23 protein-coding genes are annotated in these 26,714 nt (G+C 62.0%); 15 read left to right on the top strand and 8 right to left on the bottom strand.

The window, feature by feature from the left end:
• Positions 1–74: 74 nt before the first annotated feature.
• Complete coding sequence (hpaR, locus tag NTD82_RS03540) at positions 75–500, bottom strand: homoprotocatechuate degradation operon regulator HpaR (RefSeq protein ID WP_175651754.1); 426 nt, start codon at positions 498–500, stop codon at positions 75–77.
• 212 nt (positions 501–712) lie between these two features.
• Here hpaR and NTD82_RS03535 point away from each other — a divergent pair, with 212 nt between their 5' ends.
• The gene (locus tag NTD82_RS03535; RefSeq protein WP_095159801.1) at positions 713–1,078 is read left to right on the top strand and encodes a cupin domain-containing protein; all 366 of its coding nucleotides are present in this window, start codon (positions 713–715) and stop codon (positions 1,076–1,078) included.
• A 79-nt stretch (positions 1,079–1,157) separates the two neighbouring features.
• Here NTD82_RS03535 and NTD82_RS03530 read toward each other — a convergent pair whose 3' ends face one another.
• The 5 genes from NTD82_RS03530 to NTD82_RS03510 all read right to left on the bottom strand — a co-directional run bounded on the left by NTD82_RS03530 (position 1,158) and on the right by NTD82_RS03510 (position 5,679).
• The gene (locus NTD82_RS03530) at positions 1,158–1,736 is read right to left on the bottom strand and encodes a TetR/AcrR family transcriptional regulator (RefSeq protein WP_262127758.1); all 579 of its coding nucleotides are present in this window, start codon (positions 1,734–1,736) and stop codon (positions 1,158–1,160) included.
• 180 nt (positions 1,737–1,916) lie between these two features.
• A complete protein-coding gene (gene feaR / locus NTD82_RS03525; RefSeq protein WP_262127757.1) occupies positions 1,917–2,870 on the bottom strand; it encodes a transcriptional regulator FeaR in 954 nt (317 codons plus the stop codon).
• Positions 2,871–2,986: 116 nt separating this feature from the next.
• Positions 2,987–3,574, bottom strand: coding sequence for a DUF3156 family protein (locus NTD82_RS03520; RefSeq protein ID WP_262127756.1), 588 nt, complete (start codon positions 3,572–3,574; stop codon positions 2,987–2,989).
• Positions 3,534–5,036, bottom strand: coding sequence for an APC family permease (locus NTD82_RS03515; protein WP_095159805.1), 1,503 nt, complete (start codon positions 5,034–5,036; stop codon positions 3,534–3,536). The genes NTD82_RS03520 and NTD82_RS03515 overlap by 41 nt, the downstream gene beginning before the upstream one ends.
• A 145-nt stretch (positions 5,037–5,181) precedes the next feature.
• Positions 5,182–5,679 (bottom strand): PaaI family thioesterase, encoded by a 498-nt coding sequence (locus NTD82_RS03510; RefSeq protein ID WP_262127755.1) that lies wholly within the window; start codon positions 5,677–5,679, stop codon positions 5,182–5,184.
• Between the two features lie 181 nt (positions 5,680–5,860).
• On the opposite strand from NTD82_RS03510, the gene NTD82_RS03505 reads away from it, so the two are divergent.
• Both NTD82_RS03505 and NTD82_RS03500 read left to right on the top strand, forming a co-directional pair.
• On the top strand, positions 5,861–6,271 hold the full coding sequence (locus tag NTD82_RS03505) for a hypothetical protein (RefSeq protein WP_095159807.1): 411 nt from the start codon (positions 5,861–5,863) through the stop codon (positions 6,269–6,271).
• 231 nt (positions 6,272–6,502) lie between these two features.
• A complete protein-coding gene (locus tag NTD82_RS03500; RefSeq protein ID WP_256587894.1) occupies positions 6,503–7,081 on the top strand; it encodes a TIGR04211 family SH3 domain-containing protein in 579 nt (192 codons plus the stop codon).
• Here the strand turns inward: NTD82_RS03500 and NTD82_RS03495 are convergent.
• Positions 7,078–8,019: a LysR family transcriptional regulator gene (locus NTD82_RS03495; protein WP_095159809.1), complete on the bottom strand. Its 942-nt coding sequence runs from the start codon at positions 8,017–8,019 to the stop codon at positions 7,078–7,080. The two genes, NTD82_RS03500 and NTD82_RS03495, sit on opposite strands and share 4 nt — an antisense overlap.
• An 85-nt stretch (positions 8,020–8,104) precedes the next feature.
• Here NTD82_RS03495 and NTD82_RS03490 point away from each other — a divergent pair, with 85 nt between their 5' ends.
• The 11 genes from NTD82_RS03490 to fusA all read left to right on the top strand — a co-directional run bounded on the left by NTD82_RS03490 (position 8,105) and on the right by fusA (position 23,522).
• Complete coding sequence (locus NTD82_RS03490) at positions 8,105–9,157, top strand: Gfo/Idh/MocA family protein (RefSeq protein WP_095159810.1); 1,053 nt, start codon at positions 8,105–8,107, stop codon at positions 9,155–9,157.
• A gap of 79 nt (positions 9,158–9,236) precedes the next feature.
• Complete coding sequence (locus tag NTD82_RS03485) at positions 9,237–10,607, top strand: MFS transporter (protein ID WP_095159811.1); 1,371 nt, start codon at positions 9,237–9,239, stop codon at positions 10,605–10,607.
• A gap of 15 nt (positions 10,608–10,622) precedes the next feature.
• Positions 10,623–11,069 (top strand): type II 3-dehydroquinate dehydratase, encoded by a 447-nt coding sequence (gene aroQ / locus NTD82_RS03480; protein ID WP_095159812.1) that lies wholly within the window; start codon positions 10,623–10,625, stop codon positions 11,067–11,069.
• Positions 11,066–12,232 (top strand): Gfo/Idh/MocA family protein, encoded by a 1,167-nt coding sequence (locus tag NTD82_RS03475; protein ID WP_262127754.1) that lies wholly within the window; start codon positions 11,066–11,068, stop codon positions 12,230–12,232. The genes aroQ and NTD82_RS03475 overlap by 4 nt, the downstream gene beginning before the upstream one ends.
• A gap of 262 nt (positions 12,233–12,494) precedes the next feature.
• Positions 12,495–14,612, top strand: a complete 2,118-nt coding sequence (locus NTD82_RS03470) for a type VI secretion system Vgr family protein (RefSeq protein ID WP_262127753.1) — start codon at positions 12,495–12,497, stop codon at positions 14,610–14,612.
• On the top strand, positions 14,612–15,484 hold the full coding sequence (locus NTD82_RS03465) for a DUF4123 domain-containing protein (protein WP_262127752.1): 873 nt from the start codon (positions 14,612–14,614) through the stop codon (positions 15,482–15,484). The genes NTD82_RS03470 and NTD82_RS03465 overlap by 1 nt, the downstream gene beginning before the upstream one ends.
• A 12-nt stretch (positions 15,485–15,496) precedes the next feature.
• Positions 15,497–18,073 (top strand): T6SS effector BTH_I2691 family protein, encoded by a 2,577-nt coding sequence (locus NTD82_RS03460; protein ID WP_262127751.1) that lies wholly within the window; start codon positions 15,497–15,499, stop codon positions 18,071–18,073.
• A complete protein-coding gene (locus NTD82_RS03455; protein ID WP_262127750.1) occupies positions 18,073–19,065 on the top strand; it encodes a DUF6708 domain-containing protein in 993 nt (330 codons plus the stop codon). The genes NTD82_RS03460 and NTD82_RS03455 overlap by 1 nt, the downstream gene beginning before the upstream one ends.
• A 94-nt stretch (positions 19,066–19,159) precedes the next feature.
• Positions 19,160–20,176, top strand: a complete 1,017-nt coding sequence (locus NTD82_RS03450) for a DUF6708 domain-containing protein (protein ID WP_262127749.1) — start codon at positions 19,160–19,162, stop codon at positions 20,174–20,176.
• Between the two features lie 158 nt (positions 20,177–20,334).
• Positions 20,335–21,297 carry a DUF6708 domain-containing protein gene (locus tag NTD82_RS03445; RefSeq protein ID WP_262127748.1) on the top strand — a complete coding sequence of 321 codons (963 nt, stop codon included), beginning with the start codon at positions 20,335–20,337 and terminating at the stop codon, positions 21,295–21,297.
• Positions 21,298–21,416: 119 nt separating this feature from the next.
• Positions 21,417–23,522, top strand: coding sequence for an elongation factor G (gene fusA, locus NTD82_RS03440; RefSeq protein WP_262127747.1), 2,106 nt, complete (start codon positions 21,417–21,419; stop codon positions 23,520–23,522).
• Positions 23,523–23,589: 67 nt separating this feature from the next.
• On the opposite strand, the gene NTD82_RS03435 is transcribed toward fusA, so the two are convergent.
• Positions 23,590–25,053 carry a SulP family inorganic anion transporter gene (locus NTD82_RS03435; protein ID WP_262127746.1) on the bottom strand — a complete coding sequence of 488 codons (1,464 nt, stop codon included), beginning with the start codon at positions 25,051–25,053 and terminating at the stop codon, positions 23,590–23,592.
• 174 nt (positions 25,054–25,227) lie between these two features.
• Between NTD82_RS03435 and NTD82_RS03430 the strand changes: the two genes are divergently transcribed.
• Entirely contained in the window at positions 25,228–26,505 is a 1,278-nt protein-coding gene (locus NTD82_RS03430; RefSeq protein WP_095159821.1) for a bifunctional O-acetylhomoserine aminocarboxypropyltransferase/cysteine synthase, read from the top strand.
• Positions 26,506–26,714: the final 209 nt, after the last annotated feature.

The following is a 26,714-nucleotide window of genomic DNA, read 5'->3' as shown; positions in this document are numbered from 1 at the left end:
GGGGTGGTTGCACACCCAAATGGGGGGGGGTTTTAATTTTTTTTTGGGGGCCGGGTGGGCCCCCCCAAAGCCAGCTACCGCCGAACCTGCTTCAACTCATCCAGCAACCCCAACAACTGCTGCAACTTCTCCTCACCAAACTGCCCCTGCAACCGCTGGTAGTTGGCCTCCATGCACTGGCTCATCGAGCCGAATATCTCCTCGCCCTTCTCCGCCAGTTCCACCAGCACCCGGCGCTGGTCAGTTTCGGCGCGGCGGCGGTTCACCAGGCCGGCCGCTTCCATGCGCACCAGCACCCCGGTCATGCTCGGTTTGAGAATGCAGGCCAGGTCGGCCAGGCGATAAATCTCCATTTCACCCTGCTGGCGCAATATGCGGATCACCCGCCACTGCTGCTCGGTCAGGCCGTGTTCGTTAAGGGAAGGTCGGAAGAAGCGCATGGCGGCTTCGCGGGCTTGCAGCAGGGTCAGTGTCAGGGACTGACGAGGACGGCTGGACATGAAAATTCAGGGTGCTCAGGTTATTTTGTTAACACTTTAACAAAAACCATGCCGCGCAACAGTGCCACGCCGCGCCTGGCACCGTAGATCAAATGGGCCGGCACAGACGATCAAGACATTGCCGCGGCCAGAAGCGTTAATGAGCGACATAACGCGCCCGACACACGGCCGCCGCAGCACCCTTTTCTTCCATTGTTCAAGGAACAACTGCCATGACCCTGACCGCCAACCAACTGAACATCCAATTGAGCGAGCTGGACGCCTGGGGCACCGTTGCCGACCTCGGTTCGGAAATCCTCGAAGGCGAAGTCCGCGCCTTCGGCAAAATGACCTTCGGCGCGCCGACCGACGCGATCAGCAGCGCCTACTTCGGCACCACCCAGGGCAAGTTCCGCATGGTCTACCCGTTCAACGAACAGGCCGTGGTCGTGACCGGCGCCGTGCGCCTGACCGACGAAAGCACCGGCCAGGTCACCGAATACAAGGCCGGTGATAGCTGGTTCGTGACCAAGGGCACGCCGGTGCTGTGGGAGATTCTGAGCGAGAGCTTCGTGAAGCATTACTTCGCAGTCGCCTAAACAGTCATCGCCGGCCCGCGGGCTCCCAGGCTCATGAGCACTGTGGGGGCCGGCTTGCCGGCGATGAGTTGCCGAGGCCCTACATCGCCACCTGCAACGACCCCGCAAAAATCGTCCACATCGCCTTCAATCGCCGCTCATACGCCGCCTGTCCGGCATAGATCAGCTCGACGATCAGGCTGTCCACCACCCCAAGGTAGGCATCGACGAACAACGCCCGCCGCTCCTCATCCAGCTTCGGCAACTGCCGTTGCAGCGCCTTGCCGAAGAATTCACCCATCCGCGCCAGATAGCCTTCGAAGCCCGCCGAAATCATCGGCCGCAGTTCCGCCGGCGGAAAGAACGCCGCCCGCAGCAGAAAGCGCAAGTGCGCCGACTCCTGATAACGCTCCGCCAGACGTTCTGCATATAGCGCACCGGGCAGGCCACGGTCGGCGGCGAAGCAGCCCTCCACATAAATCCGTTCTGCTTCCAGCGCGCGCTCGAACACCGCTTCGAACAGGTCGTCCTTGCTGTTGAAGTGGGCGTACAACGACGGCTTGCGCATGCCCACCGCCACGGCGATGTCGTTGAGCGACGCCGCGTCATAGCCAGACTCGGCGAACTGCCCGACCGCCACCCCGCAAATCTTCTCCGCCGAAGGCGAAAGGGTTCTCATGCAACGCTTCTCCAATCAACAAGCAATCAATAGTGCATTCCGGTTTGCAGGCGCTTGCCAGGGAACAACGGTCGTCAGGCTGCTACAAAACAGCCTAACGACCGATAGGTCGACAATCCGGACGAGCCTATAAGCAACCCTGTACAGGGTCAAGGGATCGCTAACGGAAAGTCCTTTTACTTACGCCGGACCCGCGAGGCTGCTGCTGCGGAAGTCCTTGGGTGACTGCTCGAACTGTTTCTTGAACGAGCGGCTGAAGTGCGCCGAATCGGTGAAGCCCCACTTGTAGGCAATCGTGGTGATGGATTCGGTCTTGTGGATCGGGTTGGCCAGGTCGTCCGCGCTGCGCTGCAGGCGCACCCGCTGGATGTAACGGCAGACACTGTCGCCCTGCTCTTCGAACAGGCGGTACAGGTGACGCACCGAAATATTCAGGCGGCTGGCCAGGCTGACCGGCGTCAGGCCGGGTTGGCCGAGGGACTCATCGATGACCTTCTGCACATAGCTGCGCAGGTCCGCGCCCTGCAGCGAAGCCGGCAAGTGGCTGGCCTGGTCGCTGCCCTCGATGGCCGAGCCGAGCAACGACAGGAAGGCGCTGTGCAGCGCTTCGCCCTCGGCATGCTCGCTTTCGCCGGCCGGGGTTTCCTTGCAGAGCTGGTCCATCAGCAGGTGCAGCATGCGTCCGCAAGCCTTGCTCTGCGAGATCTTGCCGAAGATCCGCTGATCGCTGCCCAGTTGCCGGCAGACCTGATCACGGGAGAGCGATAGCGAAGCGTGTTCGATCAGGCCGAACGGCATGATCTCGCAGGCGCCGACCGCGTCCATCAGCAACATCTCGCCGGGGGCGAGTTGCAGGCTGACGCCGTTCTGCGTGACCTGGGAAAAACCGGTGCGCTGGCTGACCAGGAAACAGCTCTGGTCGTTGTCGCGGTCGGCCTTGAGGCCGTTGCGGCGAATGACGCCGGCGTTGGTACGCAGGTTGGCCATTCCCAGCCCACCCCGCGACCAGGTGGAAATCTCGCCGATGAACAGCGAGCGGTTGAACGCAAGTTCGGTTTCGAAATACCCGCAAGTGGCCTGCATCGCCGCGTTCCAGCGATCCAGGGCCGAGCCGGTAGCCTGATGGATACTCATACGTACCTCCACAGTGGCATCTTGTTTTTGTCACGCAATAGTTAACATGTTATCTATATGCGCGCAACAATTCTGTAAGCCTGTATGTGAAAGCACATTGAGTGCCAACTGGAAGATCAGAGCCCTTCGAGTAGCTTTTTCATCCCGACCAACGCCGTCAGCAACAGGTCCCGCTGCTGCGGACTGATGCGGATATAGCGCCGAAACGCCGGCATTCTATTAACAACTTCACTACCGCCCATGTGTTCCAGGATGACCGTCCACTGGCCCTCCGCGCGCTCCAGGCGCAGGCGCTTGAAATCCAGCGGCATCAGCGCCTGGTACAACGTCGGATCCTGCTCCAGACGCTGACGGATCCTGTCCGCCAGCCCCGCCTCGCCGCCCTTCTGTTTCCAGCCGATCCCGGTGCGACGGATCGCACCACGATGATGCGCGTCCAGGCGGACAGTGCCCTCGGAGCTGGCACGGCATTGCAGACGAAACTCGCACAGCACCAGATGCATCAGCAGTTGCGCTTCGGCACGCTCGTGCACTTCGAATTCGAGGCCGCCGGCCAGGGCGAATCGCGCCCGGCCGGCTTCCAGCACCTGGCAGCCCTTGACGCCAAGGTTGCGCCGCAGGTGCTCCAGGGTGACCCCCGGGCGATAGCCCGAGGGTGCGCGATCAAACAGTCTTTGCCACAGGTTCGGCGTAGTAGTCGCCATGATGTGCTCCAGGTTCGTTGGCGAATTCCTTGGCCAGGACTTCTTCGACCACCGCCGGTTTGAACGGGTTGACCTTCTGCACGACCAAGGTCCAGAACAGCGCGTAGGCCGCGGTGCCGCCGAGCATCCAGGCGAATGGCACATAGACGTCAGCAGGGTTCATCCCCGGCGGGGTGATGAACCACATGCCGATGATGATGCCGACGCTGGACAGAATTTGCGGCAGCGGGAAGAACGGCGAGCGGTAGGCGCGCGGCAGGTCCGGACGACGGATACGCAGGATCACCACCGACACGGTCACCAGCAGGTACGCGGTACTCCAGGCGCACACCGCCGCCAGCACCAGGTGCATGATGTTGTCGGTGTTGCCGCCCAGGTACAGGGCGTGCAGGCACGGGATCAGCATCGCCACCAGGATGCACAGCAGCGGCGTCTTGAAGCGCGGGTGCAGGTAGGTGAAAACCTTCGGCAGCGCGCCGTCCACCGCCATGCCGTAGAGAATCCGCGGCACACCCGCCATCAGCGTGTTGATGGTCGCGGCGCCGGCGAACAGGAAGCCGATTCCCAGCCACAGCGGGCCGATGTCACCCATGACCTGCTCGGCGAATTTCGGGATCGCCATCGGCGTATCGAGCAAGTGCACGCCACTGGCGGCATCGAGCACCACGTTTTCCACCTGGCGCTTCATCGCCGCGCCATAGATGAACATGCACGACGCCACGCCCAACAGGCCCAGCGCCATCGCCCGCGGCATGGTCCGCGCCGAGCGGCGCAGGTCCGGGGCCAGCGGCGTGACGAACTCGCAGCCGACGAACATGAACATCGCCATGCCCACCAGCGACAGCACGGTGATCAGGTCGGTGCCGACCATCGACTCACCGAACCAGCCGTCCAGTTCCACCGCCGGCGCGGCGATCAGGCCGAGCACGCCGAACACCATCAACGTGGTCCACATGCCGAAGGTGAGGATGATTTCCGCCTTGCCGAAGGCGCTGACGCCAAAGGCGTTGAGGACCGCGAACACCACCACGAAGCCCACGCCCAGCAGCCAGGAGCCACCGGCCGATTCGGCCAGGGTATTGAGGTGTTCGAAGTTCACCAGCGCCATCACACCGGCGAGGATGGTTTCCGCGGTGCCGGCGAAGACGTGGACGATCAGGTACGCCGACAGCGTGCCGGTGATCGCGAAGAAACGGCCCATGCCGCAGTTGATGTAGTCGTAGACCGAACCGGTGGTCGGCAGGATCGACGCCGCTTCGGCGAAGGTGGTGGATTGCGCCAGCATCAGCAGCACCGCGATCAACATCGCCATGGCGAAGGCACTACCGCCGATGCCGAAACCCATGGTCGCGGTCAGGATGACGGGGCTGGCCATGATCAGGCCGATGGTACTGGCGAGGGCGGTGGGGAACCCGATCGTGCCCCGGTTCAGGTGCGCGCTGAGCGTGTCGTTGAGCGACATGGTGAAGGACCTCAAGAGCCGTTGTTATGGTTGTGCGTCACTGTGCGCCGCACTCCATGCCACGTCTTGCCCCAGACTGCCGGGGGTTTTGTTGCTGGCTGCCAGGTCCTTCCTTTGAGAGCAAATGTCTTTGAGACTGCGTCAGTCAGCCCTCCCCATGCGCCTTCTGCTTCAACCGCTCGGTATCCACCCGCACGAACACCGAATCCGCCGTCACGGTCAGCACATCGCCGGCCCACACCTCGCAGACCACCCGGCTCTTGCGCCCCACCTCGCCCTCGACCCGCGCCTTGAGCGTCAGCTCCACGCCCATCGGCGTCGGCTTCAGGTAGGTCAGGCCAAGGTGTCCGGTCACGCAGTCGATACGCGGCAGCGAACCCGGTTCGCGCCCTTCAGCCCGGTAGTGATAGGCCATGGCGGTCCAGTTAGAATGGCAATCCACCAGCATCGCCAGCAGACCGCCATAGACCAGGCCGGGCCAGCCGCAGAACGTGCTGTCGGGCGCATGGCGGCTGACCAGGTGGATGCCGTCATCAGACCAGTGGCTTTTCAGATGCAGGCCGCTGGGATGGGCCGAACCGCAGCCGTAGCAAACGCCATCCGGCGCCGCCAGGTCTTGAAGGGATAGAGCGTGGGAATTCATGGGTTTCCTGATTTGTTTTTGTAGGAAAGTTCAGATGTTAACGCTCTCGTCCTACCTTTCCAACACACCCACCAAAGTCCTCACCGATGCGTCATTAGGTCTCACATGGCGACCGGCCATCCCAGGAAGGAGTAAGCTAGCCCCCAGCCAAGCCAACCATCCAAAAACAAGGACCGCTGCGATGATTGCTAATGATGCTTGCTGGCACCACGCCGATGACGGTTCGCCTTGCGGTTATCCGCGCCGCGCGCCGTACGCCGGACTGTTCCTCGCCTGGAGCGTGACCCGCAACCTGCTCAGCCGCGACTTCAAGGCCGACTACGACGCCGAGATCCAGGCCCTGGGCGAACGCCTGATGACCCCCGCGCGCTTTTTCCAGTTGTGCTGCGACGGCCTGCTGGTCGACGAAGACCTCAATCGATCGGGCAACGCCTTCGCCGCCCATTACCTGAGCCTGCAAGCCCCTTCCCTGCCCTGCGACCTGCAGGAGCTGCTGAACAGCGACGCCGAGCCCGCGGCGAGCTGGGACCAGTACGACCTGCTCAAGCCGCGCCTGGACCTGCGTTTCGCCCAATGGCAGGCCGGTCAGTGAACCTGATGCGATAAAAACTGTCTTTGCGCTGGTGGCTTGTCGAGATTTCCTACAAAGACAAGCCCGCGGGGACGTCCAACGGTTATCCCCTTTCTCACCCTTCGTTGCGCTGGCGGCAGGCATGCGGCCGGCGGTTTTCATTTTTTCTTCTCGGGGAAGATAACCATGCGCCTGCTTCGCCCTCTCCGCGCACGCTCTGCCGTGCTTCCCGCCCTGCTCGCCGGTGTGTTCATGAGTGCCCTCGCCCACGCCGAAGCGCCCGCCAGCGATGATCGCTGGGTCAGCGACAGCCTCAGCACCTACGTGCGCAGCGGCCCGACCGACGGGCACCGGCTGGTCGGCACACTCAAATCCGGACAGAAGGTCCAACTGCTTACCACCCAGGGCAACTACAGCCAGGTCCGCGGCGAATCCGGCGATGTCGTGTGGATCGCCAGCAGCGACCTGCAGAACGTCCCCGGCCAGGCCGAACACCTACCGCAACTCACCGCCCGGGTCGCACAACTGGACGAGCAACTGAAAACCATCGACGACAGTTGGAAAACCCGGGTCCAGGGCATGCAAGAGACCCTGGACTCGCGCAAGGCCCTGATCGACGAATTGCAGGCCCGCAACCAGTCGCTCAACGAGGAACTGGCCGAGGCCCAGTCGCAACTGCGCGACACCCAGGCCCGGCTCGGTGACGAGAACAAACAGGTGCTGATGCGCTACATGGTCTACGGCGGCGGCATCGCCGGGGCCGGGTTGCTGGCGGGCCTGATCCTGCCGATGCTCAGCCGCGGCCGCAAACGCAACAGCGGCTGGGTTTAATTGCCGCTCAACGAGTACGGCCCGCTGGCCAACTGCTCACGCAGAAACGCCACACACGCCCGCACCTTCGCCGAACTGGACGAGCGCACCGCCGTCACCGCCCAGATATCCGCCGGCTGATGCCAGGCCGGCAGCACCTGGACCAGCGCGCCGCTGGCCAGGCTGCCGGCCACATCCCAGCGCGAGGCCATGATGATGCCGTGGCCGTCGTGGGCCCACTGCCGCACGATATCGCTGTGGTTGGAGGCCATGGGACCGGTGACTTTGACCGTCTCGGCGCCGTTGGGCCCGAGCAGGCGCCACACGCCGAAACGGTCGTCGCGGCTGCGAAACAGCAGACAGTCATGCTGGGCCAGGTCTGCCGCCACCTTGGGCGTGCCGCGCCGGGCCAGGTATTCCGGCGCCGCCGCCAGCACCCGGGTGCTCTCGGCGATGCGGTGGGCGATCAGGTGCTTTTCCTGCACTTCGCCGACGCGGATATCAATGTCGAAATTGTCGGCGATCAGGTCCACCCGCCGGTCCAGCAACTCCACCCACACTTCCAGCGCCGGGTACTGGCGTCGCAACAGCGACAGAATCGGCGCGATATGTTCGCGGCCCAACCGCAGGCTGGTGCACAGCCGCAGGGTGCCTTGCGGTTCGCGCTGGCCACCGGACAGCGCATCGACCATCGCCCCGACGTCCTCGAGAATCTTCTGCGCCCAGACGAACGCCGCCTCGCCATCGCTGGTGATGTTGACCCGCCGCGTGGTGCGGTTGAACAGCTTGACCCCGAGTTGCTCCTCCAGCGTGGCGATGCGCTTGCTGACATGGGCCGGCGACAACCCGGTCTCGCTGGCGGCGGCGATAAAACTGGAGCGCCGGGCCACTTCGCAGAACAACTGCAAGTCCCGCAGCAGCGGTTCATTATTCGCTGTGAGCACATTCTGATTCTTCATTACGCCCGATTATCTCCTGGGACTTTTTATTTAGCCTCTCACAAAACCTGCCTTGTCGCACAAGCCAGAACAACAAGAGAGACCTATGAAGAAGATTCGCATTGCCGTCGCCGGCGCCGGCCTGATCGGCCGCCGTCATATCGAACTGATCCAGGCCAGCAACGACTGCGAACTGGCCGCGATCGTCGATCCGCTGCCCGCCACGGCGACCTTCGCCAACAGCCTCGGCGTGCCGCTGTACAGCGACCTCGACAGCCTGCTGACCGCGCAACGCCCGGACGGCGTGATCCTCGCCACCCCCAATCAATTGCACGTCGAAGGCGCCCTGACCTGCGTCGCCCACGGCATTCCCGCGCTGATCGAAAAACCGGTGGCGCACACCCTGGAAGAAGGCAAGCGCCTGCTGGCCATTGCCGAGCAGGCCGGGGCGAAACTGCTGGTCGGCCATCACCGCGCCCACAGCGCAATCCTGCAGAAGGCCCGTGAAGTGATCGCCGAAGGCGTGCTTGGCAATCTGGTGGCGGTGATGGGCAGCGCGCTGTTCTACAAGCCCGACGACTACTTCGACGCCGCGCCCTGGCGCCGCCAGGCGGGTGGCGGCCCGGTGTTGATCAACATGATTCACGAGATCGGCAACCTGCGTTCGCTGTGCGGCGAGATCGTCGCCGTGCAGGCCCAGGCCTCCAGCGCCACCCGGGGTTTCCCGGTGGAAGACACGGTGTCCATCAGCCTGCGCTTCGCCAGCGGCGCCCTCGGCACCTTCATGCTCTCCGACACCGCCGGCTGCGCCCGCAGTTGGGAACAGACCTCGCGGGAAAACCGCGACTACCCGAGCTACGACGACGAAGACTGCTACGTGCTGGCCGGCACCCAGGGCTCGCTGTCGATCCCGACCATGCGCCTGAAGTACTACGACAAACGCGAAGACCGCTCGTGGTGGAAGCCGTTCGAGACGGCTGTCGCGAGCCTGGATGAAGCGGATCCACTGGAGCGTCAGTTGGCGCATTTCTGCCAGGTGATCCGTGGCGAAGCCGAGCCGCTGGTGGGCGTGCGGGATGGTTTGCGTAATCTGCAGATTGTCGATGCGATCAGTGAAGCGGCGCGGACGGGGCAGATTGTTTCAACCGAGCAGTTGTAACAACTTGGAGACCTCATCGCTGGCTTGCCAGTGATGAGGCCCTGAAGACCATCTAATAACAACAAGAAAGGGACCCCAAATGGCCCACAACACCCACCAAACCAAGAAAGCCACCGCCAGCGGCTGGGTCGGCTCCGCCCTGGAGTACTACGACTTCTTCATCTACGCCCAGGCTGCGGCGCTGATTTTCCCGCAGATATTCTTCCCCGCCGGCGATCCAAAACTGGCGATCATCGCCTCGCTCGCCACCTACGGCGTCGGCTACCTGGCGCGCCCGGTGGGCGCCTTCGTGCTCGGCCACTGGGGCGACACCCGCGGGCGCAAGAATGTCCTGCTGCTGTGCATGTTCCTGATGGGCATCGCCACCTTCGCCGTCGGCCTGCTGCCCACCTTCAACCAGATCGGCTACTGGGCACCGGCGCTGCTGGTGGTGCTGCGGCTGATCCAGGGCTTCGCGGTGGCCGGCGAGATCGCCGGCGCCAGTTCGATGATCCTGGAACACGCGCCGCCCGGACGCCGAGGATTCTTCGCCAGCTTCACCCTGCAAGGCGTCCAGGCCGGCCAGGTGCTGGCGGCGGCGATCTTCCTGCCGCTGGCCTACTTCATGCCCGAAGAAGCCTTCAATAGCTGGGGCTGGCGGATTCCGTTCCTGCTCAGCGCCGCCGTGCTGATCGCCGCGTTCATCATTCGCCGCGAGGTCAAGGAGCCGGAAGCCTTCGTGCAGAAAGTGGAAAACGTCGCCCGCACCCGCTCGCCGATCCGTGAAGCCTTCAAATACAGTTGGCACGGCATGCTGGTGGTGTTCGGCGTGTCGCTGATGAACGTGATCCCGGTGGTGACCACCATCTTCGGCGCCGCCTATGCGGTGCAGCCGGCCTACGGTGTCGGCTTCGACAAGAGCGTGTACCTGTGGATCCCGGTGGTCGGCAACATCCTCGCGGTGCTGGTGATTCCCTTCGTCGGCAACCTCTCCGACCGCATCGGCCGGCGTCCGCTGATCATCGGCGCGGCCATCGGTTGCGGCCTGATGTCCTTCGTCTACCTGTACGCCATCAGCATCCACAGCGTGCCGCTGGCCTTCGCCGCGTCGCTGTTGATGTGGGGCACGATCTACCAGGGCTACAACGCGATCTTCCCGAGCTTCTTCCCCGAGCAGTTCCAGACCCACTACCGCGTGTCGGCCATGGCCGTGGCGCAGAACATCGGCTACATGATCACCGCCCTGCTCCCGGCGCTGTTCACCGCCGTGGCACCGCCGGGTTCGGACAACGTGCCGCTGCTGATCGGCGCCATCACCTGCGTGGTCACCGCCATCTCGGCCATCGCCGCCTGGAGCGCGCCGGAAACCTTCCGCACGCCGCTCGACCAACTCGGCAAGCACGACGCCGTGGCCCTCGACAAAACCACTTATGACGCGCAGCGGGCCCAGGCCCTGCGCACCACCCCCTGACCGGAAGCTCTCCCCATGCAAACCCTACTCGTACTCAATGGCCCCAACCTGAACATGCTCGGCCTGCGCCAGCCCGAGGTCTACGGCCGCGAAACCCTCGCCGATGTCGAAGCGCTGTGCCGCGCCACCGGCGCCAGCCACGACCTGAACATCGAGTTCCAGCAGACCAACCATGAAGGCCAGATGATCGACTGGATCCACCAGGCCCGCGGCCGTGTCGCCGGCATCGTCATCAACCCCGGCGCCTGGACCCACACCTCGGTGGCGATCCATGACGCGCTGATCGCCGCCGAAGTGCCGGTGATCGAAGTGCACATCTCCAACGTGCACCGCCGCGAGTCGTTCCGTCATCACTCGTATGTGTCGCTGGTGGCGCAGTCGGTGCTGGCCGGTTTCGGCACCCACGGCTACGCGCTGGCCATCACCCATTTCGCCCGTCAACTGCAAGGAAGCCAAGCATGAAAACCCTCGGCAATCCCACTCAACGCCTGCGCCTGGGCTTCGTCGGTGGTGGACTGGAATCGTCCATCGGTTCCACCCACCGCTACGCCGCGCACCTGGACGGGCAGTTCGAACTGGTGGCCGGCGTCTTCGCCCGCGACCCGGCACGCAACCGCGCCGCCGCCGAGGCCTACGGCATTGCCGAAGACCGCATCTACCCGGACTTCCAGAGCATGGCCGTGGCCGAAGCAGCCCGCGAAGACGGCGTCCACGCGGTAGCGATCATGGCGCCGAACGCAGTGCACGTACCGGCCAGCCTGGCCTTCCTCGACCAGGGCATCGACGTCATCAGCGACAAGCCGCTGGCGGCCAACCTCGCTGAAGCCGAGACCCTGCTGGAGCGGGTCCGCCGTGGCCCGGCACTGCACCTGCTGACCCACAACTACAGCGGCTATCCGCTGATCCGCGAAGCCCGCGAACTGATCGCCAGCGGGGCGATCGGCGACGTGCGCCTGGTGCAGGTGGAACACGCCAGCGCCTTCGGCACCCACCCGCTGGAACAGCAAGGCGCCAAGGCCCTGATGTGGCGCACCGACCCGGCGCAGTCCGGCGCGTCTTCGGTGCTGGCCGACGTCGGCGTCCACGCCCATCAACTGCTGCGCTTCGTCACCGGCGAGGAAATCAGCGAAGTGTCGGCGGAACTGAGCACCCTGGTACCGGGCCGCGTCAGCGACGACAACGCCCACGTCAAACTGCGCCTGGGCAACGGCGCGCGCGGCATGCTCTGGGCCAGCTTCGTCGCGGCCGGGCATCGCCATGGCCTGCAACTGCGGGTGTTCGGCTCCAAGGGGTCGCTGTACTGGCACCAGGAAGACCCGGAGCGCCTGGAAGTGCGCTACCAGGACCAGCCGCACCAGATACTGCGCCGTGGCGAAGCCTGGCTGAGCGAATCGGCGCGGTTGTCGACGCGGATCAAGGCGGGCCAGCCCGAGGGCTTGCTGGAGGCGTTCGCCAATATCTACAGCGAAGCGGCCGAGCGCATTCGCGCCCGTCGCGAGCAACGGGCGCCGAGCGCGCAGTCGCTGCTGTGCCCGACGGCCGAGGATGGATTGCGCGGGATGAGCTTTATCGATGCCTGCGTGAAGTCGGATCGGGCGGAGGGGCGCTGGACTGAGGTCGCCTGAGTGTTGCGCGAGGATTGTTTCTGCCGCTGACCCGCAATGCCGGTCGCTTTTCCAAAGCGCAGCTATTTCATCCATTTAATTGGGATTTTTCCTATATACCCGCCGCTGACCGGCATTCAGGATTTCTGCGGAATTCATTCCTCAGGCAATCCCCTGCGGTCAGCGGCCAGCAAGTACCTGGCTGGCGCCCTGGTGGATACCTCATCCACATGCGACCCGGCGCTGATTCTCGCGATGGGTGCGTAGTTGCAGGGAGCACTGCATGCCCGCCCAATCCGACCTGCGCTTCACCTTTACTGCCGGTACCGACGACTTCGAGGTCGTCGAATTCCACCTCACCGAAGGTCTTTCCGAGACCTTCCGCCTCGACGTAGACCTGAGCTGCGCCAACCCCGCCGTCGACTTCGGCCAGGTCCTCGACCGTCCGGCGCTGCTCACCCTCTGGCAAGGCGGCCAGCCCGTGCGCTATGTGCACGGATCGGTCAGCTCGTTCCAGCAAGGCGCGACCGGCTTTCGCCGCACCCGCTACCGCGCTGTCGTCGAGCCGCGTCTGGCCCGCCTGCGACTGGCCTCGGACTGGCGCATTTTCCAGACCCTCACCGTGCCCGACATCGCCACCGCGATGCTGAAGAAACACGCCCTCAATCTGGACTACGAACAACGCATCACCAACGCTCATGAAACGCGGGAATACTGCGTGCAGGCCGGCGACACCGACTACCACTTCGTCGAACGCATCATGCGCGAGGAAGGTTTTTTCTACGGTTTCCTGCACAGCGCCGAAGGCCATCGCCTGGTCCATTGCGACCGCCTGTGGATCTTCGGCAAGCAGCCCGGCCCGCCGGTGGAATACAACCCCAAACCCGGCGGCGATCGTCCGGATCCGGCGCTGCACAACTTTACCTACACCGAAAACGTGCGCAGCGCCCGCCAGACCCAGCGCGACTACAGCTTCAAGAACCCGTTGTACAACCAGCAGACCCGGCGCGAAGCCACCGACCTGGCGCACCAGGCCAAGAACTACGAGCGTTACGACTATCCCGGCCGTTACAAAGGCGAATCTGGCGAAGCCTTCACCCGCGACCGCCTGCGTGGACTGCGCGGCGAGGCCTGCCAGGTCATCACCGAGGGTGACGACGCGCGGCTGGTGCCGGGCATCTATTTCGACCTCGTCGGCCACCCGCGCGAAGACCTGAACCGCGGCTGGCGCCCAATCCGCCTGGAACACCACGGCAAGCAATACGTCAGCCAGGGCGAAGACAGCGCCGACGCTGCCCAGGGCACCCACTACAACTGCGTCGCCATCCTGGTGCCGGACGATGCCGAATGGCGTGCCGAGGCCTTGCCCAAACCGCGCATCGACGGCCCGCAGCCGGCGAAGGTAGTCGGTCCACCGGGCGAGGAAATCTACTGCGACGAATTCGGCCGGGTGAAGGTGCAGTTCCCGTGGGACCGCGAGGGTAACGAGGACGAGCACAGCTCCTGCTGGATCCGCGTCTCGCAGAACATCGCCGGTGCGCTCTGGGGTCATATGGCGATTCCACGTATTGGCCAGGAGGTGATCGTCAGCAACTTCGACGGCGACCCGGACCAACCTGTCATCACCGGCCGAGGCTTCAATGCCCTGCAGCGGCCGCCCTACGAACTACCGGCGCACAAGACGCGCATGACCCTCAAGAGCCAGACCCACAAGGGCAATGGCTTCAACGAGCTGCGTTTCGAGGACGAGGCCGGGCAGGAAGAGGTGTTCATTCATGCCCAGAGGGACCAGAACAACGTCGTCAAGAACGACGAAACCACCTTCGTCGGCCATGACCGCAGCGAGCAGGTCGAGAACGACGAAACCCTGACCATCGGCCACGACCGCAAGGACACGGTGGGCAATCACGAGCAAGTGGTCATCGGCGTGAACCGGCGGCATCAGATCGGCCAGGACGACGAGCTGAGCATTGGCCGCCATCACACCATCACCACCGCCCAGGACCGTACCGAACAGGTCGGCAATAACCGCCTGGACAAGACCGCTGCCAATCAGCGGGTGGAGATCGGCGGGCATCTGGACCAGCAGGTGCAAGGGGACGTCAGGGTGCAGGCTGGCCAGAGCATTACGCAGCACACCAAGGTGCACGAAATCCATGCGTCCGAAGCCGTGATCATCAAGGCCCCGGGCGGCACGCTGCGTATCGATGGCGCGGGCATAACCATCGATGGCATCTCGATCCGCGAGCTTGCCCCCATGACGATGAGTGCAGCCGGGAGCAGCAACAGTATCGTCATGGCCGGTGTTCCTGTGACGGGCGAACCTGTCTGCGTGGGATGTCTGCTCAAGGCTATGGCCGAGGGGCGCAGCCTGATTCCCATGGACGGAGAGACCGCCTGATGTCGCCTTTTGCAGAAGAATTGATGGGCCAGCTCCATAAAGCACCGAACCTTCGCTTGACGGCCATCGTGGAAATGGCTCGCGTGCCGCTTCCTGCGCGTCAACGCTTGATCGAGCGATTCGCGCAAACGGCCTACCCGATCCTCTACCAGCAGTGCTTTGCCAATCTTCGGGATATCGGCCCTTGGTTGTTCTCCTCCGGTGAACACCTGAGCCTCGATAGCCAGTACGACTTCCACTGTACCTTGGTCGAAATCGCAGGCGATGTGCCCTGCGCCTGGCTGGTGAGCGCCCTGGAGCCGTCCAGGCTCGCCAATCATCTCGGCCAGGCCGCCACTGCCCGAGGACCGGATGGCGCTTCATTCCTGTTGCGCTTTTACAGCGAGCAAGCATTTCCCATGCTACAGGCCCGCCATGACCTGCCCGGTATCGCCGAATTGCTGGCGCCCATCCATTCATGGTGGGCATTGGAACCTCACGATGAACGCAATGCCTGGCGGCACTACGAGGGCCACAACCGACCGGACCATTACGGCATCCCACCGATCCGGCTGGACCAAGCCTGTTGGGATGCGTTGACGGGAAGTCCGCTGCGCTTTCAGTTGTGCGATCTGCTTCAGCAAGAGAGGACCCCTGGGAAGACTGAAAACGGCCACGCAATCCGGCTGGCACGGGTGCAGCAGCTGCTGGCCGAGGCACGGCAGTGCGGTTTGCACCGACCGGCAGACCAGAAGGACTACGTCATCTTCCTGACCCGGCATGGCTCGGACCTGCGCACAAACGCTGCGTGGCAAGCCGCCCTGACAGACGCTCGGGACGATGCCAAGCCCCTCGCGCAAGCGCTCAAACAACGCCTTTTCCAACATTCCTGAGTGGGTCTCATCATGTACAGCTGGAAGGAAACCTTCGAACTCTGCGACAAAAGCAACACGTTTGTGGCGAACCTGAACCCCGGCCCGGTCGTCTCCTGCACCCGAACCTTTTCTTTCCTGCCCCTGCGCTATGGCGCAGTAGGAGGTACTGCCAACCAGAGAGGACAACTGCCATTCCTGTCGGCGTATTTCAGCCAACCGTCAAAGGTCGGCCGGCTCAGCGAGGCCGCCTATGCCCTGCGCCCCCTGCGCGAAGGCTTTCTGTACGTCCTCATCAGGCGCAAGGAGGCCAACTACGCTTGGCATAGCCAGTACCGCGTGTCCGACCTCGCCAGCCTCGAATTCATCGATGCCGACCACCCCTGGGGACCGGCTAAACCGCCCTTTACCGGGGACGGTGGCGTCAAAGGGCTGAGCTGGATGCTGCGGATCCAGGACATGGACAGCATCGAAGACCTGCGCTTTCTCTACAGCCCTGTGCCGCTGACCAAAAATGTGCGCGACAAATACCGGCAACAGCAAAAGTACCGCAGCACCATGACCTCGGTGGACGTCGCCGAGCTGATATCAGCAGAGCCGCCGCGTATGGACAACGTGCTCACCCATGACGCGCTCGAACTCATCGCGGAATATGCCTCCGACAGCAAGCCGGCCCTCAAGGAACACCTGAAGTCCCAAGCCTTCGCCCCCCTGTTTCCACCGCCACGCCAGGCGTTGCTCGCTGAAATGCGGCCCGATGCCGATCGCAAGGCACAGCGCGGAGTGGCCGTCGTCTTGAACGACGCGCTCGGTGTCGTCCAGGAACTCAATGCCTGGCGCAACGCGAGCAGCGATTCGCTCGAAGCCTTCATGGCGCAGGAGGACGAAGAAAAGGTCGACAACCACCGCAAATTCACCATCGCCTTCGCCATCGACAACATCAGGAAGCTGCTGGAAGACGAGGCCGAGGTCACTTACCACGAGAATCAGAAGCTCCAGAAGCACATCGGTGTGCGTTACACGGACCCTGAGTATCAGGCGGGCAATCGCCACGTGGTGGTGCAGTCATCGGGCAACTACCGGACCTTCCGTAATCCCGTGCACCAGCAAGAGGTATACAAAACCGAACTCAAGAGCCAGCGCGCCGAGAGCTGGGACAAGTACGCCCCCTACATTGACGAGCACATGCGTCAGGACTTCCTGAAGCGCTACCGAGCCGAGGTCGACAAGGCCGATACGGCTCGCGATGCCCGCACCGAGGATCACCTGCTCTGGCTGCAAAGTGAGCAATTGCTTCAAGCCCTCGACCTCTTCGACCGCAACGACACGGAACAGGCTCTGCTGTTCGAAGACCAGATGGGCAAGGCCATGACCGGAATGAACGGCACCGAGGCCGGCCAGGCCCTGCTCGAGCGCTGGCGCGAAGCGGACGTATCCCGAGAAAACCTGTACTGGCGGTCGCTGGCGCAGAACCAGCAGGCGGCCGAAGCCGAGGTCGGTACCCTGTTCAACGAGCGCGGCCTCCTCGAAGACCTCGACTCCGCGGCGCTGCAGGACCGGATGAAAAAGCTCGCCGTGCTCTACGACAGGGGTCATGCCCTGATGGACGCACTGGCCGAAGGGACTGGCGGGCCGCCCTCCAGTTACCTGGTGGGCGGCGCGATGCTGATCAACACCCTGGGCAACTCGTTGTTCCAGAACAAGCCCGCGACCGTGCTGGACAAGGCGGCCAACCGGGTCGCGATGACGCTCCTGCATGCCCAGATGGGGCGCTACGCCAAAAAAATCCATTTTGAGACACGCGGTGGCAAGCCCCTGAGCCGAGGCGCAGCGGCGCGCATCGACCGCGCCGCGACCCGCAGCTTCGACGATGCACTGCGCGGCGGAAGCCGTGGGCCCATGACAGAAATGCGCTTGGGCAGTGTCCTGACGGTGCTGGAATTGTGGAATCTATACAACCGGCTGTCTGTCGAGGACAAGGGCAGCAGGCAGTACATTGAAGCGGTGTCGGCGGTGGTGGCCCTCACAGCTGCAGGGCTGGAAATAGCTGCTGCTGCGGTGGCGTTTGGTGCGCGTAGTGAGAATGCCGCGCTTCGGCAGGGAGCGAAGGTGTTTGGGGGGAAGTTGCGGTTGGGGGCTGGGATTCTGGCAGGAGCGGCTGGAGTGGTGGGGGCTTGGTATGACGTCCAGGATGGCTACGACAACCTTGGCCTCGGTAGATACTCGAGTGCGGCCATGTTTTTCTTACGCGCAGTTACTCAACTAGGCGCTGCAACCCTGTCGATTACTGTCGGTTTAGCGTACGCGAAGCCATTTTTTGAATACCTACTCAAGAAATACGGAACCCAGACATTTTTTGGAAAGGCTGTCAGCTTTGGTTTGCAGGGCTCGTCTGCCCTGGCTGCACGCATGGCACTGATGCTTCGCCTGTTCTTCCGTATAAATATAGTGTTCCTAGCATTGATGTTGATTGAAACTTTCCTACTCCCCAACTCACTGCAGCGCTACTTTGACCATTGTACCTTTCGCAAGGAACGCACCAATAAAACTGCCGAAACCGAAGAAAAGGAAATCAAAACCATGCAGAACGCGGTAAAGGATACACTTTAATGTATTTTTTAGAGCGAGGTTTTGAATGGTCCAAGACGCTTATCACTTATGAAGAGACCACGGAAAGTGCCCTTAATCAAAAGCGCCAACCGGGACAGGAAGAGTTTAATTTACCAGAGGGAGTAAGGGAGTCGACTTCAGAGTTAACCTACGAGAACTCATCTCTTTATAAATATACCGACGCATACATTGACCTTCGCACACCCAACGACGAAAAAAGAGGAATAATTACTATATTTCTTGGATGGATATACGGATTCATAACCTATATGTTTTTTGCAATGGCGATCATTTCCGCTGAAAAAATAATTCCTGGTTACGGCCACGACGGAAAATCATTAACCATCGCAGATTATTTCATCCTCACGTTATTTCCGTTGTTTTGGCCAGTAGTGCTTGGTGTTTTCTTGAAGTACACCCTCCGATTCGTTCGCCTGGAGTCTTTCACCGCCCGCCGCATCATCATCCGTTTCAACCGTATCACTCGTAAGGTCTATCTGCTCCGCCCCAAGCACTTAGGCGGCATCCGCATCATGGACTGGGACAAAACCGAGGTCATCGTCGACAAGAACATGAGCGAACTGGATGGCACGGGCGGCTATGTCATCCTCGGCTGGGAAAAGGGGGATGGCATGGACTTGCACGGTACTCCCACCGAAAATATCGAGCTGACCTTCATCGGCAAACCCACCCGCAACGCCAGCGAACTGTTGGCCTTCTGGGAATACATTCGCCGCTACATGGAAGACGGCCCCGCCGCCGCACCTGCACCGGAAAAACTCATCTGTAAATTTCCCTGGCCATGGCTCTCGCTCAAGGCAGCCTGGGGATTGGACACCAGCTTCCTGCGCCAACGCGAATTGCGCGTTTTCTTACTGCTCAATCTGCTGCTATTGCCCGTCATTCTGATCCACGCCACTGGCCACTGGTTATCTTTGTTGTTGTGCTACGAGCCACGCTTTCCGAAGGTCATCGAGGAGGCCGGCCGCTGATCCGCATAAGCGAAGTCACTTTTCGAATATTGACTGTCGATACCGAAGAAAAAGAAATTGAATCCATGCAGCGCTCAACAGAGGGCACACTCTGATGTATTTTTTGGAACGAGGCTTTGAATGGTCCAAAACGCTTATCACTTATGAAGAGGCCACGAAAAGTGCTCTTAATCAAAAGCGCCAACCGGGACAAGAAGAGCTTAATGCGCCAGACGGAGTGGGCGAGTCGGTTTCAGACTTGGCCTACGACAACTCATCTTTGTACGCACACAACGATACATATATTGATCTTCGAACACCAAATGACGAGAAACGGGGAATAGTTAGTATATTTTCTCTGGGCATATACGGCGTGATATTTCAAGGTCTTATTGGCACCTTATACTTGGCAGCAAAAAGAATATTTTCTGGCCACCGCCATAACGGTGAACTGCTAGAAACTGCTGACTACTTTTTCCTTGTGACATTTCCAATATTTTGGCTGCTAGTGCTCGTTATCTTTTTGAAATATACACTTCGTTTTATTCGCTTGGAGTCCTTCACCGCCCGCCGCATCATCATCCGTTTCAACCGTATCACTCGTAAGGTCTACCTACTCCGCCCCAAGCACCTGGGCGGCATCTGCATCATGGACTGGGACAAGACCGAGGTTATCGTCGACAAGAACATGAGCGAACTGGATGGCACCGGCGGCTATGTCATCCTGGGCTGGGAAAAGGGTGATGGCGTGGATTTGCAGGGCACTCCGACCGACAACATCGAGCTGACCTTCATCGGCAAACCCACCCGCAACGCCAGCGAACTGCTGGCCTTCTGGGAATACATCCGCCGCTACATGGAAGACGGCCCCGCCGCCGCGCCAGCACCGGAAAAACTCATCTGCAAGTTCCCCTGGCCATGGCTCTCGCTCAAAGCTGCCTGGGGACTGGACACCAGCTTCTTGCGCCAACGCGAACTGCGCATTTTCGTACTGCTCAACCTGCTGCTATGGCCCGTCATCCTGATTCACGCCACAGGCCACTGGTTATCTTTGTTGCTGTGCTATGAGCCACGGTTCCCAAAAAGCATCGAAGATGCGGGCGCTGATATTTCCGATTGGAATGCACGATAGCAGCCCCTCGAATAGAGCTGTCATACGGCGCGCTGACTGGAAGTTTGATATCCAAGCGCCTGCTGTTTTATCTGCCCACCTGAAACTTCGCAATGAACAAAGTCTAGACCGAAAAAGGAAATCACAATTATGCAGTCAAAAATAGAGAGGTTTCTCTGATGTATTTTTTAGAGCGCGGCTTCCAGTGGCTAAAAAAAATAAACAGTCAAGAAGAGGTCATAGCGGAGCTCGAGCAGCAAAAACAGCAACAGCGACAGCCAGGATTCTATGCACCGGAAGGAGTGAACGAGTCAGCGTCGGACCACATACACGATAACTCATCGCTTTACGCGCATAACGACACCTATATTGACCTCCGCACGCCTAGCGATGAAAAAAGAGGCGCGCTAACTCTCGGATTTGGTTTCCTCTACTGGATAAGTATCTTGGTGCTTTCTGATATTTATACCGCTTGGGTGGGGCAACTGATCAGCGGGACCAGCCGCGAAAACACTCCACTATCAACAACTGAGTATTTCACTCTAATTTTCTATGTACTGCTCTGTTCGACTGTGCTCTTACTCATTTTGAAGTACACCTTCCGCTTTCTTCGCCTGGAGTCTTTCACCGCCCGTCGCGTCATCGTTCGCTTCAACCGTATTACTCGCAAGGTTTATCTGCTGCGTCCCGAGCATCTGGGTGGTATCCGCATAATGAACTGGGACAAAACCCAGATGATCGTTGACAAGAGCCTGATTGACCTGGACGAGTCAGGAGGCTTTGTCGTTCTAGCCTGGAATAAGGGCGATGGCACAGATTTGCAAGGCTCACCCACTGACAACATCGAGTTAACCTTTGTCGGCAAGCGCGCGAGCAACGCTGGCGAGTTGATGGCGTTCTGGGAATACATTCGGCGTTATATGGAGGTCAGCCCCAACGCCGCCCCAGCGCCGCAGAAACTCATCAGCAAATTCCCTTCACCCTTGCTCTCACTCAAGGCGGCCTCGACATTCAGGGGATCGGGGCCGCTCGAGTTGTTGTTATGGCCCACCATCCCGATCCACGCCATCGGCCACTGGCTGTCACTGCTGCTATGCTACGAGCCGCGGTTCCCCAAGTCCATCGAGAACGCAGGGCGCTGATGACACCACCACCCGGCGCCCGCCCAAACACAACCCCCAGCCTCTGCTACCGTGGAAAGACCCGGGCCACATCTCTCGGCCCGCTCTTTCCTACCTGCATGAAGCACGGGTGACCCATCATGGCGCGCACCACTCCCATCGAGCTTTACCGCAATATCGGCATCGTTGCCCACGTCGACGCGGGCAAGACCACCACCACCGAACGCATCCTCTTCTACACCGGGGTCAACCACAAAATGGGCGAGGTGCATGACGGCGCCGCGACCATGGACTGGATGGCCCAGGAGCAGGAGCGCGGCATCACCATCACCTCCGCGGCAACCACGGCATTCTGGCAGGGCTCGACCAAGCAGTTTCCGGACAAGTTCCGCTTCAACATCATCGACACCCCCGGCCACGTCGATTTCACCATCGAGGTGGAGCGCTCGCTGCGCGTGCTGGACGGCGCGGTGGTGGTGTTCAGCGGCGCCGACGGCGTCGAGCCGCAGTCCGAGACGGTCTGGCGCCAGGCCAACAAATACCATGTGCCGCGCCTGGCCTACGTGAACAAGATGGACCGCCAGGGCGCCGACTTCCTGCGCGTGGTGAAGCAGATCGACCAGCGCCTGGGCCACCACCCGGTGCCGATCCAGTTGGCCATCGGCGCCGAGGAACACTTCCTCGGCCAGATCGACCTGGTGAAGATGAAAGCCATCTACTGGAACGAGGACGACCAGGGCACCAGCTACCGCGAGGAAGCCATCCCCGCCGAGTTGCAGGCGCTGGCCAACGAATGGCGCGCGCACATGATCGAAGCCGCCGCCGAGGCCAATGACGAGTTCATGACCCTCTACCTCGACGGCATCGAACTGAGCAACGAACAGATCAAGGCCGGCCTGCGCCAGCGCACCCTGGCCAACGAAATCGTCCCGGCGATCCTCGGCTCGTCATTCAAGAACAAGGGTGTGCCACTGATGCTCGACGCGGTGATCGACTACCTGCCGGCGCCCTCGGAAATCCCGGCGATCAACGGCACCGACCCGGACCACGAAGACAAGCACCTGGAACGCCACGCCGACGACAATGAGCCGTTTTCGGCCCTGGCCTTCAAGATCGCCACCGACCCCTTCGTCGGCACACTGACCTTTGCCCGGGTCTATTCCGGCGTGCTCAGTTCCGGCGACGCGGTGCTCAACTCGGTCAAGGGCAAGAAGGAGCGGGTCGGCCGCATGGTGCAGATGCACGCCAACCAGCGCGCCGAGATCAAGGCGGTGTGCGCCGGCGATATCGCCGCGCTGATCGGCATGAAGGACGTCACCACCGGCGACACCCTGTGCGATATCAAGCACCCGATCATCCTCGAACGCATGGACTTTCCCGACCCGGTGATCTCCGTGGCGGTGGAACCGAAGACCAAGGCCGACCAGGAAAAAATGGGCGTCGCCCTGGGCAAGCTGGCCCAGGAAGACCCGTCGTTTCGGGTCAAGACCGATGAGGAAACCGCACAGACCATCATTTCCGGCATGGGCGAGTTGCACCTGGACATCATCGTCGACCGCATGCGCCGCGAATTCGGGGTCGAGGCCAATATCGGCAAGCCGCAGGTGGCCTACCGCGAGAAGATCCGCAACACCTGCGAAATCGAAGGCAAGTTCGTCCGCCAGTCCGGCGGGCGTGGCCAGTACGGTCATTGCTGGATCCGCTTCGCCCCCGGCGAGGACGGCAAGGAAGGGCTGGAGTTCGTCAACGAAGTGGTCGGCGGCGTGGTCCCGCGGGAATACATCCCGGCGATCCAGAAAGGGATCGAGGAACAGATGCAGAACGGCGTCGTCGCGGGCTATCCGCTGATCAGCCTGAAAGCCGCGGTGTTCGACGGCTCGTACCATGACGTCGACTCCAACGAAATGGCCTTCAAGGTCGCCGCCTCCATGGCCACCAAGCAACTGGCGCAGAAAGGCGGCGCGGTGCTGCTGGAGCCGGTGATGAAAGTGGAAGTGGTGACGCCGGAGGAATACATGGGCGACATCATGGGCGACCTGAGCCGCCGCCGCGGGCATATCCAGGACAACGAAGACACCCCAGCGGGTAAGGTGATACGGGCTGAAGTGCCGTTGGGCGAAATGTTCGGCTATTCCACCGACATGCGCTCGATGACCCAGGGCAGGGCCAGTTATTCGATGGAATTCGTCCGCTACGCGGAGGCGCCGGCGAGCATTGCCGATGTGATTATCAAGAAGCAGGGGTAGTTTTCCGGGGCCTCATCGCTGCAGTTCGGCGCGCCGACAAGCCAGCGATGAGGCCCGTTAGAGAAACTCAGTGATCCGCCCCCGCCCGCTTCAACAGTTGCTTGCACCGCTCCGACAAATGCACCACCCGCAGATGCTTCCCCGCCTTGGCGTAGCGCTCGCGCAAGGTCTTCAACGCGGCGATCGCCGAATAATCGACAACGCTCAAATGCTGACAATCCAGCGTCACCTGTGCCGGATCATTGGCCGGGTCGAACTGGTTGAGGAACGGCGTGCTGGAAGCGAAAAACAGCGTCCCGTGAATCCGGTACAGCTTGCTGCCGTCGGCTTCCAGATGGCTGTCGGCATACAACTCCCGAGCCTGCTGCCAGGCGAAGTTGATCGCCGCGATAACGATGCCGAACAGCACCGCCGTGGCCAGATCGGTGAACACCGTGACCACCGTCACCGCGATGATCGCCAGCACATCGCTCAGCGGCACTTTGTGCAGCACCCGCAACGAGGCCCAGGCAAAGGTCTGCTGGGCCACCACGAACATCACCCCCACCAGCGCCGCCAGCGGAATGCGCTCGATCAGCGGCGAGAGGAACAGCACGAACAACAGGATCATCACCCCCGCCACCACCCCGGACAGCCGACCACGACCACCGGAACTGAGGTTGATCACGGTCTGCCCGATCATCGCGCAGCCGCCCATTCCACCGCACAGCCCCGAGGCGATATTGGCGGCGCCGAGGGCCACGCATTCGCGGTCCGGGTGGCCGCGGCTTTCGGTGATTTCATCGGTGAGGTTCAGCGTCAGCAGGGTTTCCAGCAGGCCGACCAGGGCCATCAGCACCGCGTAAGGCGCGATGATCCGCAGCGTCTCCAGGTTCCACGGCACCTGTGGCAGCGCCAGCGACGGCAGGCCGCCGGCGATGTGGGCCATGTCGCCGAGAGTGCGGGTCGGCAGGTCGAACAGGTAGACCAGCATGCCGACGCCGAGGATCGCCACCAGTGCCGGCGGCACCGCGCGGGTCAGGCGCGGCAGCACGTACACCACTGCCATGGTCAGCCCGACCAGGCCGAGCATCAGCCACAACGACGGCCCTTGCAGCCAGGTGTCACCGCTCTTGAAGTGCTCCAGTTGAGCCATGGCAATGACAATCGCCAGGCCGTTGACGAAGCCGAGCATCACCGGATACGGCACCAGCCGCACCAGCTTGCCCAGGCGCAACAGGCCGAAGGCGATCATCAACAGTCCGCCCAGCAACACCGTCGCCAGCAGGTACTGCACGCCCTGCTTCACCACCAGCGCGACGATCACCACCGCCATCGAGCCGGCCGCCCCCGAGACCATGCCCGGGCGGCCGCCGAACAGCGCGGTCAGGGTGCAGATGATGAACGCGCCGTACAGGCCCATCAGCGGATTGAGGTGGGCGACCAGGGCAAAGGCGATGCACTCGGGCACCAGCGCAAAAGAAGTGGTCAGGCCGGCCAGGACATCACTGCGCACGCGCAGGGCCCGGGATTTGGGGTGTGTTTGAGACATCGGGGATTCCGTGGGGTGAGGCGAGGAAAAAGCGCTGGCGAGCTTACCGGATTCACAACAGCGCCGCGAACCCTGCAGGCGCCACTCAATCCCCTACACCGCCTGCGGCTATTGACCATTCAAATCCGCCACCCCATGCTCGCCCGCTCCACCCACGCTCAAGGAATGACTGCAATGAAGCTGGAAACACTGGCCATCCACGCGGGTTTCAGCCCGGACCCGACCACGAAGGCCGTCGCCGTCCCGATCTACCAGACCACCTCCTTCGCCTTCGACGACACCCAGCACGGCGCCGATCTGTTCGACCTGAAGGTGGCCGGCAATATCTATTCGCGGATCATGAACCCCACCAACGATGTGCTGGAGCAGCGCATGGCCGCCCTCGAAGGCGGGGTCGGCGCGCTGGCGGTGGCGTCGGGCATGGCCGCCATCACTTATGCGATCCAGACCGTGGCCGAAGTCGGTGACAACATCGTCTCGGTCGCCAAGCTCTACGGCGGCACCTACAACCTGCTGGCCCATACCCTGCCACGGATCGGCATCCAAACCCGCTTCGCCCCGCACGACGACATCGCCGCCCTCGAAGCGCTGATCGACGAGCGCACCAAGGCGGTGTTCTGCGAGTCCATCGGCAACCCGGCGGGCAATATCGTCGACCTCCAGGCCCTGGCCGACGCCGCGCACCGGCACGGCGTGCCGCTGATCGTCGACAACACCGTGGCCACGCCGATCCTCTGCCGGCCGTTCGAACACGGCGCCGATATCGTCGTGCACTCGCTGACCAAGTACATCGGCGGCCACGGCACCAGCATCGGCGGCATCGTCATCGACTCGGGCAAATTCCCCTGGGCCGATCACAAGCAGCGCTTCGCCCTGCTCAACACCCCGGACGCCTCCTACCACGGCGTGACCTACACCGAAGCCTTCGGCCCCGCCGCGTTCATCGGCCGCTGCCGCGTGGTGCCGCTGCGCAACACCGGCGCCGCGCTCTCGCCGTTCAACGCCTTCCTCATCCTGCAAGGCCTGGAAACCCTGGCCCTGCGCATGGAACGCCACACCGAGAACGCGCTGAAAGTCGCCCATTACCTGCAACAGCACGATCAAGTTGCCTGGGTGAAATACGCCGGCCTGCCGGACCATCCGGAACACGAACTGGCCAAGCGCTACACCGAGGGCAAGCCCGCGTCGATCCTGTCGTTCGGCATCAAGGGCGGCCAGGAAGCCGGCGCACGCTTTATCGATGCGCTGAAACTGGTGGTGCGCCTGGTCAACATCGGCGACGCCAAGTCCCTGGCCTGCCATCCGGCCTCCACCACCCACCGCCAGTTGAACGACGAAGAACTGGAAAAGGCCGGCGTACCGCGTGACATGGTGCGGCTGTCCATCGGCATCGAACACAGCGACGACATCATCGCGGATCTGCAACAGGCCCTCGACGCCAGCCGCCTGTAAGCCTTCGCGACCCCAGGCTGCGCCCCTCCCAATAATCACGGCGGGCGCGAGCTTGAGCGGCCCGCCCGCGTTACCTTGCGCACATACCAAGTTTCCCGCCAAAGCCCCGGTTTCATTAGCCTTCGCCACGTCCGCGATCACCTGCAAAAAAATCAGTGATAGCAGATTGGCATTGTCACCAAGCTCGTCAATACTGCCTCCCGCATGGA

This window comes from Pseudomonas sp. 5P_5.1_Bac1, from assembly GCF_025466015.1.
Lineage (GTDB): Bacteria > Pseudomonadota > Gammaproteobacteria > Pseudomonadales > Pseudomonadaceae > Aquipseudomonas.
The sequence above is the reverse complement of the archived record's forward strand: the minus strand, read 5'-3'. Positions and strand labels throughout refer to the sequence as shown.

Coding starts and splice junctions, on each gene's coding strand:
- hpaR (WP_175651754.1), bottom strand. CDS start 500: ATGTCCAGCCGTCCTCGTCAGTCCCTGACACTGACCCTGCTGCAAGCC.
- NTD82_RS03535 (WP_095159801.1), top strand. CDS start 713: ATGACCCTGACCGCCAACCAACTGAACATCCAATTGAGCGAGCTGGAC.
- NTD82_RS03530 (WP_262127758.1), bottom strand. CDS start 1,736: ATGAGAACCCTTTCGCCTTCGGCGGAGAAGATTTGCGGGGTGGCGGTC.
- feaR (WP_262127757.1), bottom strand. CDS start 2,870: ATGAGTATCCATCAGGCTACCGGCTCGGCCCTGGATCGCTGGAACGCG.
- NTD82_RS03520 (WP_262127756.1), bottom strand. CDS start 3,574: ATGGCGACTACTACGCCGAACCTGTGGCAAAGACTGTTTGATCGCGCA.
- NTD82_RS03515 (WP_095159805.1), bottom strand. CDS start 5,036: ATGTCGCTCAACGACACGCTCAGCGCGCACCTGAACCGGGGCACGATC.
- NTD82_RS03510 (WP_262127755.1), bottom strand. CDS start 5,679: ATGAATTCCCACGCTCTATCCCTTCAAGACCTGGCGGCGCCGGATGGC.
- NTD82_RS03505 (WP_095159807.1), top strand. CDS start 5,861: ATGATTGCTAATGATGCTTGCTGGCACCACGCCGATGACGGTTCGCCT.
- NTD82_RS03500 (WP_256587894.1), top strand. CDS start 6,503: ATGAGTGCCCTCGCCCACGCCGAAGCGCCCGCCAGCGATGATCGCTGG.
- NTD82_RS03495 (WP_095159809.1), bottom strand. CDS start 8,019: ATGAAGAATCAGAATGTGCTCACAGCGAATAATGAACCGCTGCTGCGG.
- NTD82_RS03490 (WP_095159810.1), top strand. CDS start 8,105: ATGAAGAAGATTCGCATTGCCGTCGCCGGCGCCGGCCTGATCGGCCGC.
- NTD82_RS03485 (WP_095159811.1), top strand. CDS start 9,237: ATGGCCCACAACACCCACCAAACCAAGAAAGCCACCGCCAGCGGCTGG.
- aroQ (WP_095159812.1), top strand. CDS start 10,623: ATGCAAACCCTACTCGTACTCAATGGCCCCAACCTGAACATGCTCGGC.
- NTD82_RS03475 (WP_262127754.1), top strand. CDS start 11,066: ATGAAAACCCTCGGCAATCCCACTCAACGCCTGCGCCTGGGCTTCGTC.
- NTD82_RS03470 (WP_262127753.1), top strand. CDS start 12,495: ATGCCCGCCCAATCCGACCTGCGCTTCACCTTTACTGCCGGTACCGAC.
- NTD82_RS03465 (WP_262127752.1), top strand. CDS start 14,612: ATGTCGCCTTTTGCAGAAGAATTGATGGGCCAGCTCCATAAAGCACCG.
- NTD82_RS03460 (WP_262127751.1), top strand. CDS start 15,497: ATGTACAGCTGGAAGGAAACCTTCGAACTCTGCGACAAAAGCAACACG.
- NTD82_RS03455 (WP_262127750.1), top strand. CDS start 18,073: ATGTATTTTTTAGAGCGAGGTTTTGAATGGTCCAAGACGCTTATCACT.
- NTD82_RS03450 (WP_262127749.1), top strand. CDS start 19,160: ATGTATTTTTTGGAACGAGGCTTTGAATGGTCCAAAACGCTTATCACT.
- NTD82_RS03445 (WP_262127748.1), top strand. CDS start 20,335: ATGTATTTTTTAGAGCGCGGCTTCCAGTGGCTAAAAAAAATAAACAGT.
- fusA (WP_262127747.1), top strand. CDS start 21,417: ATGGCGCGCACCACTCCCATCGAGCTTTACCGCAATATCGGCATCGTT.
- NTD82_RS03435 (WP_262127746.1), bottom strand. CDS start 25,053: ATGTCTCAAACACACCCCAAATCCCGGGCCCTGCGCGTGCGCAGTGAT.
- NTD82_RS03430 (WP_095159821.1), top strand. CDS start 25,228: ATGAAGCTGGAAACACTGGCCATCCACGCGGGTTTCAGCCCGGACCCG.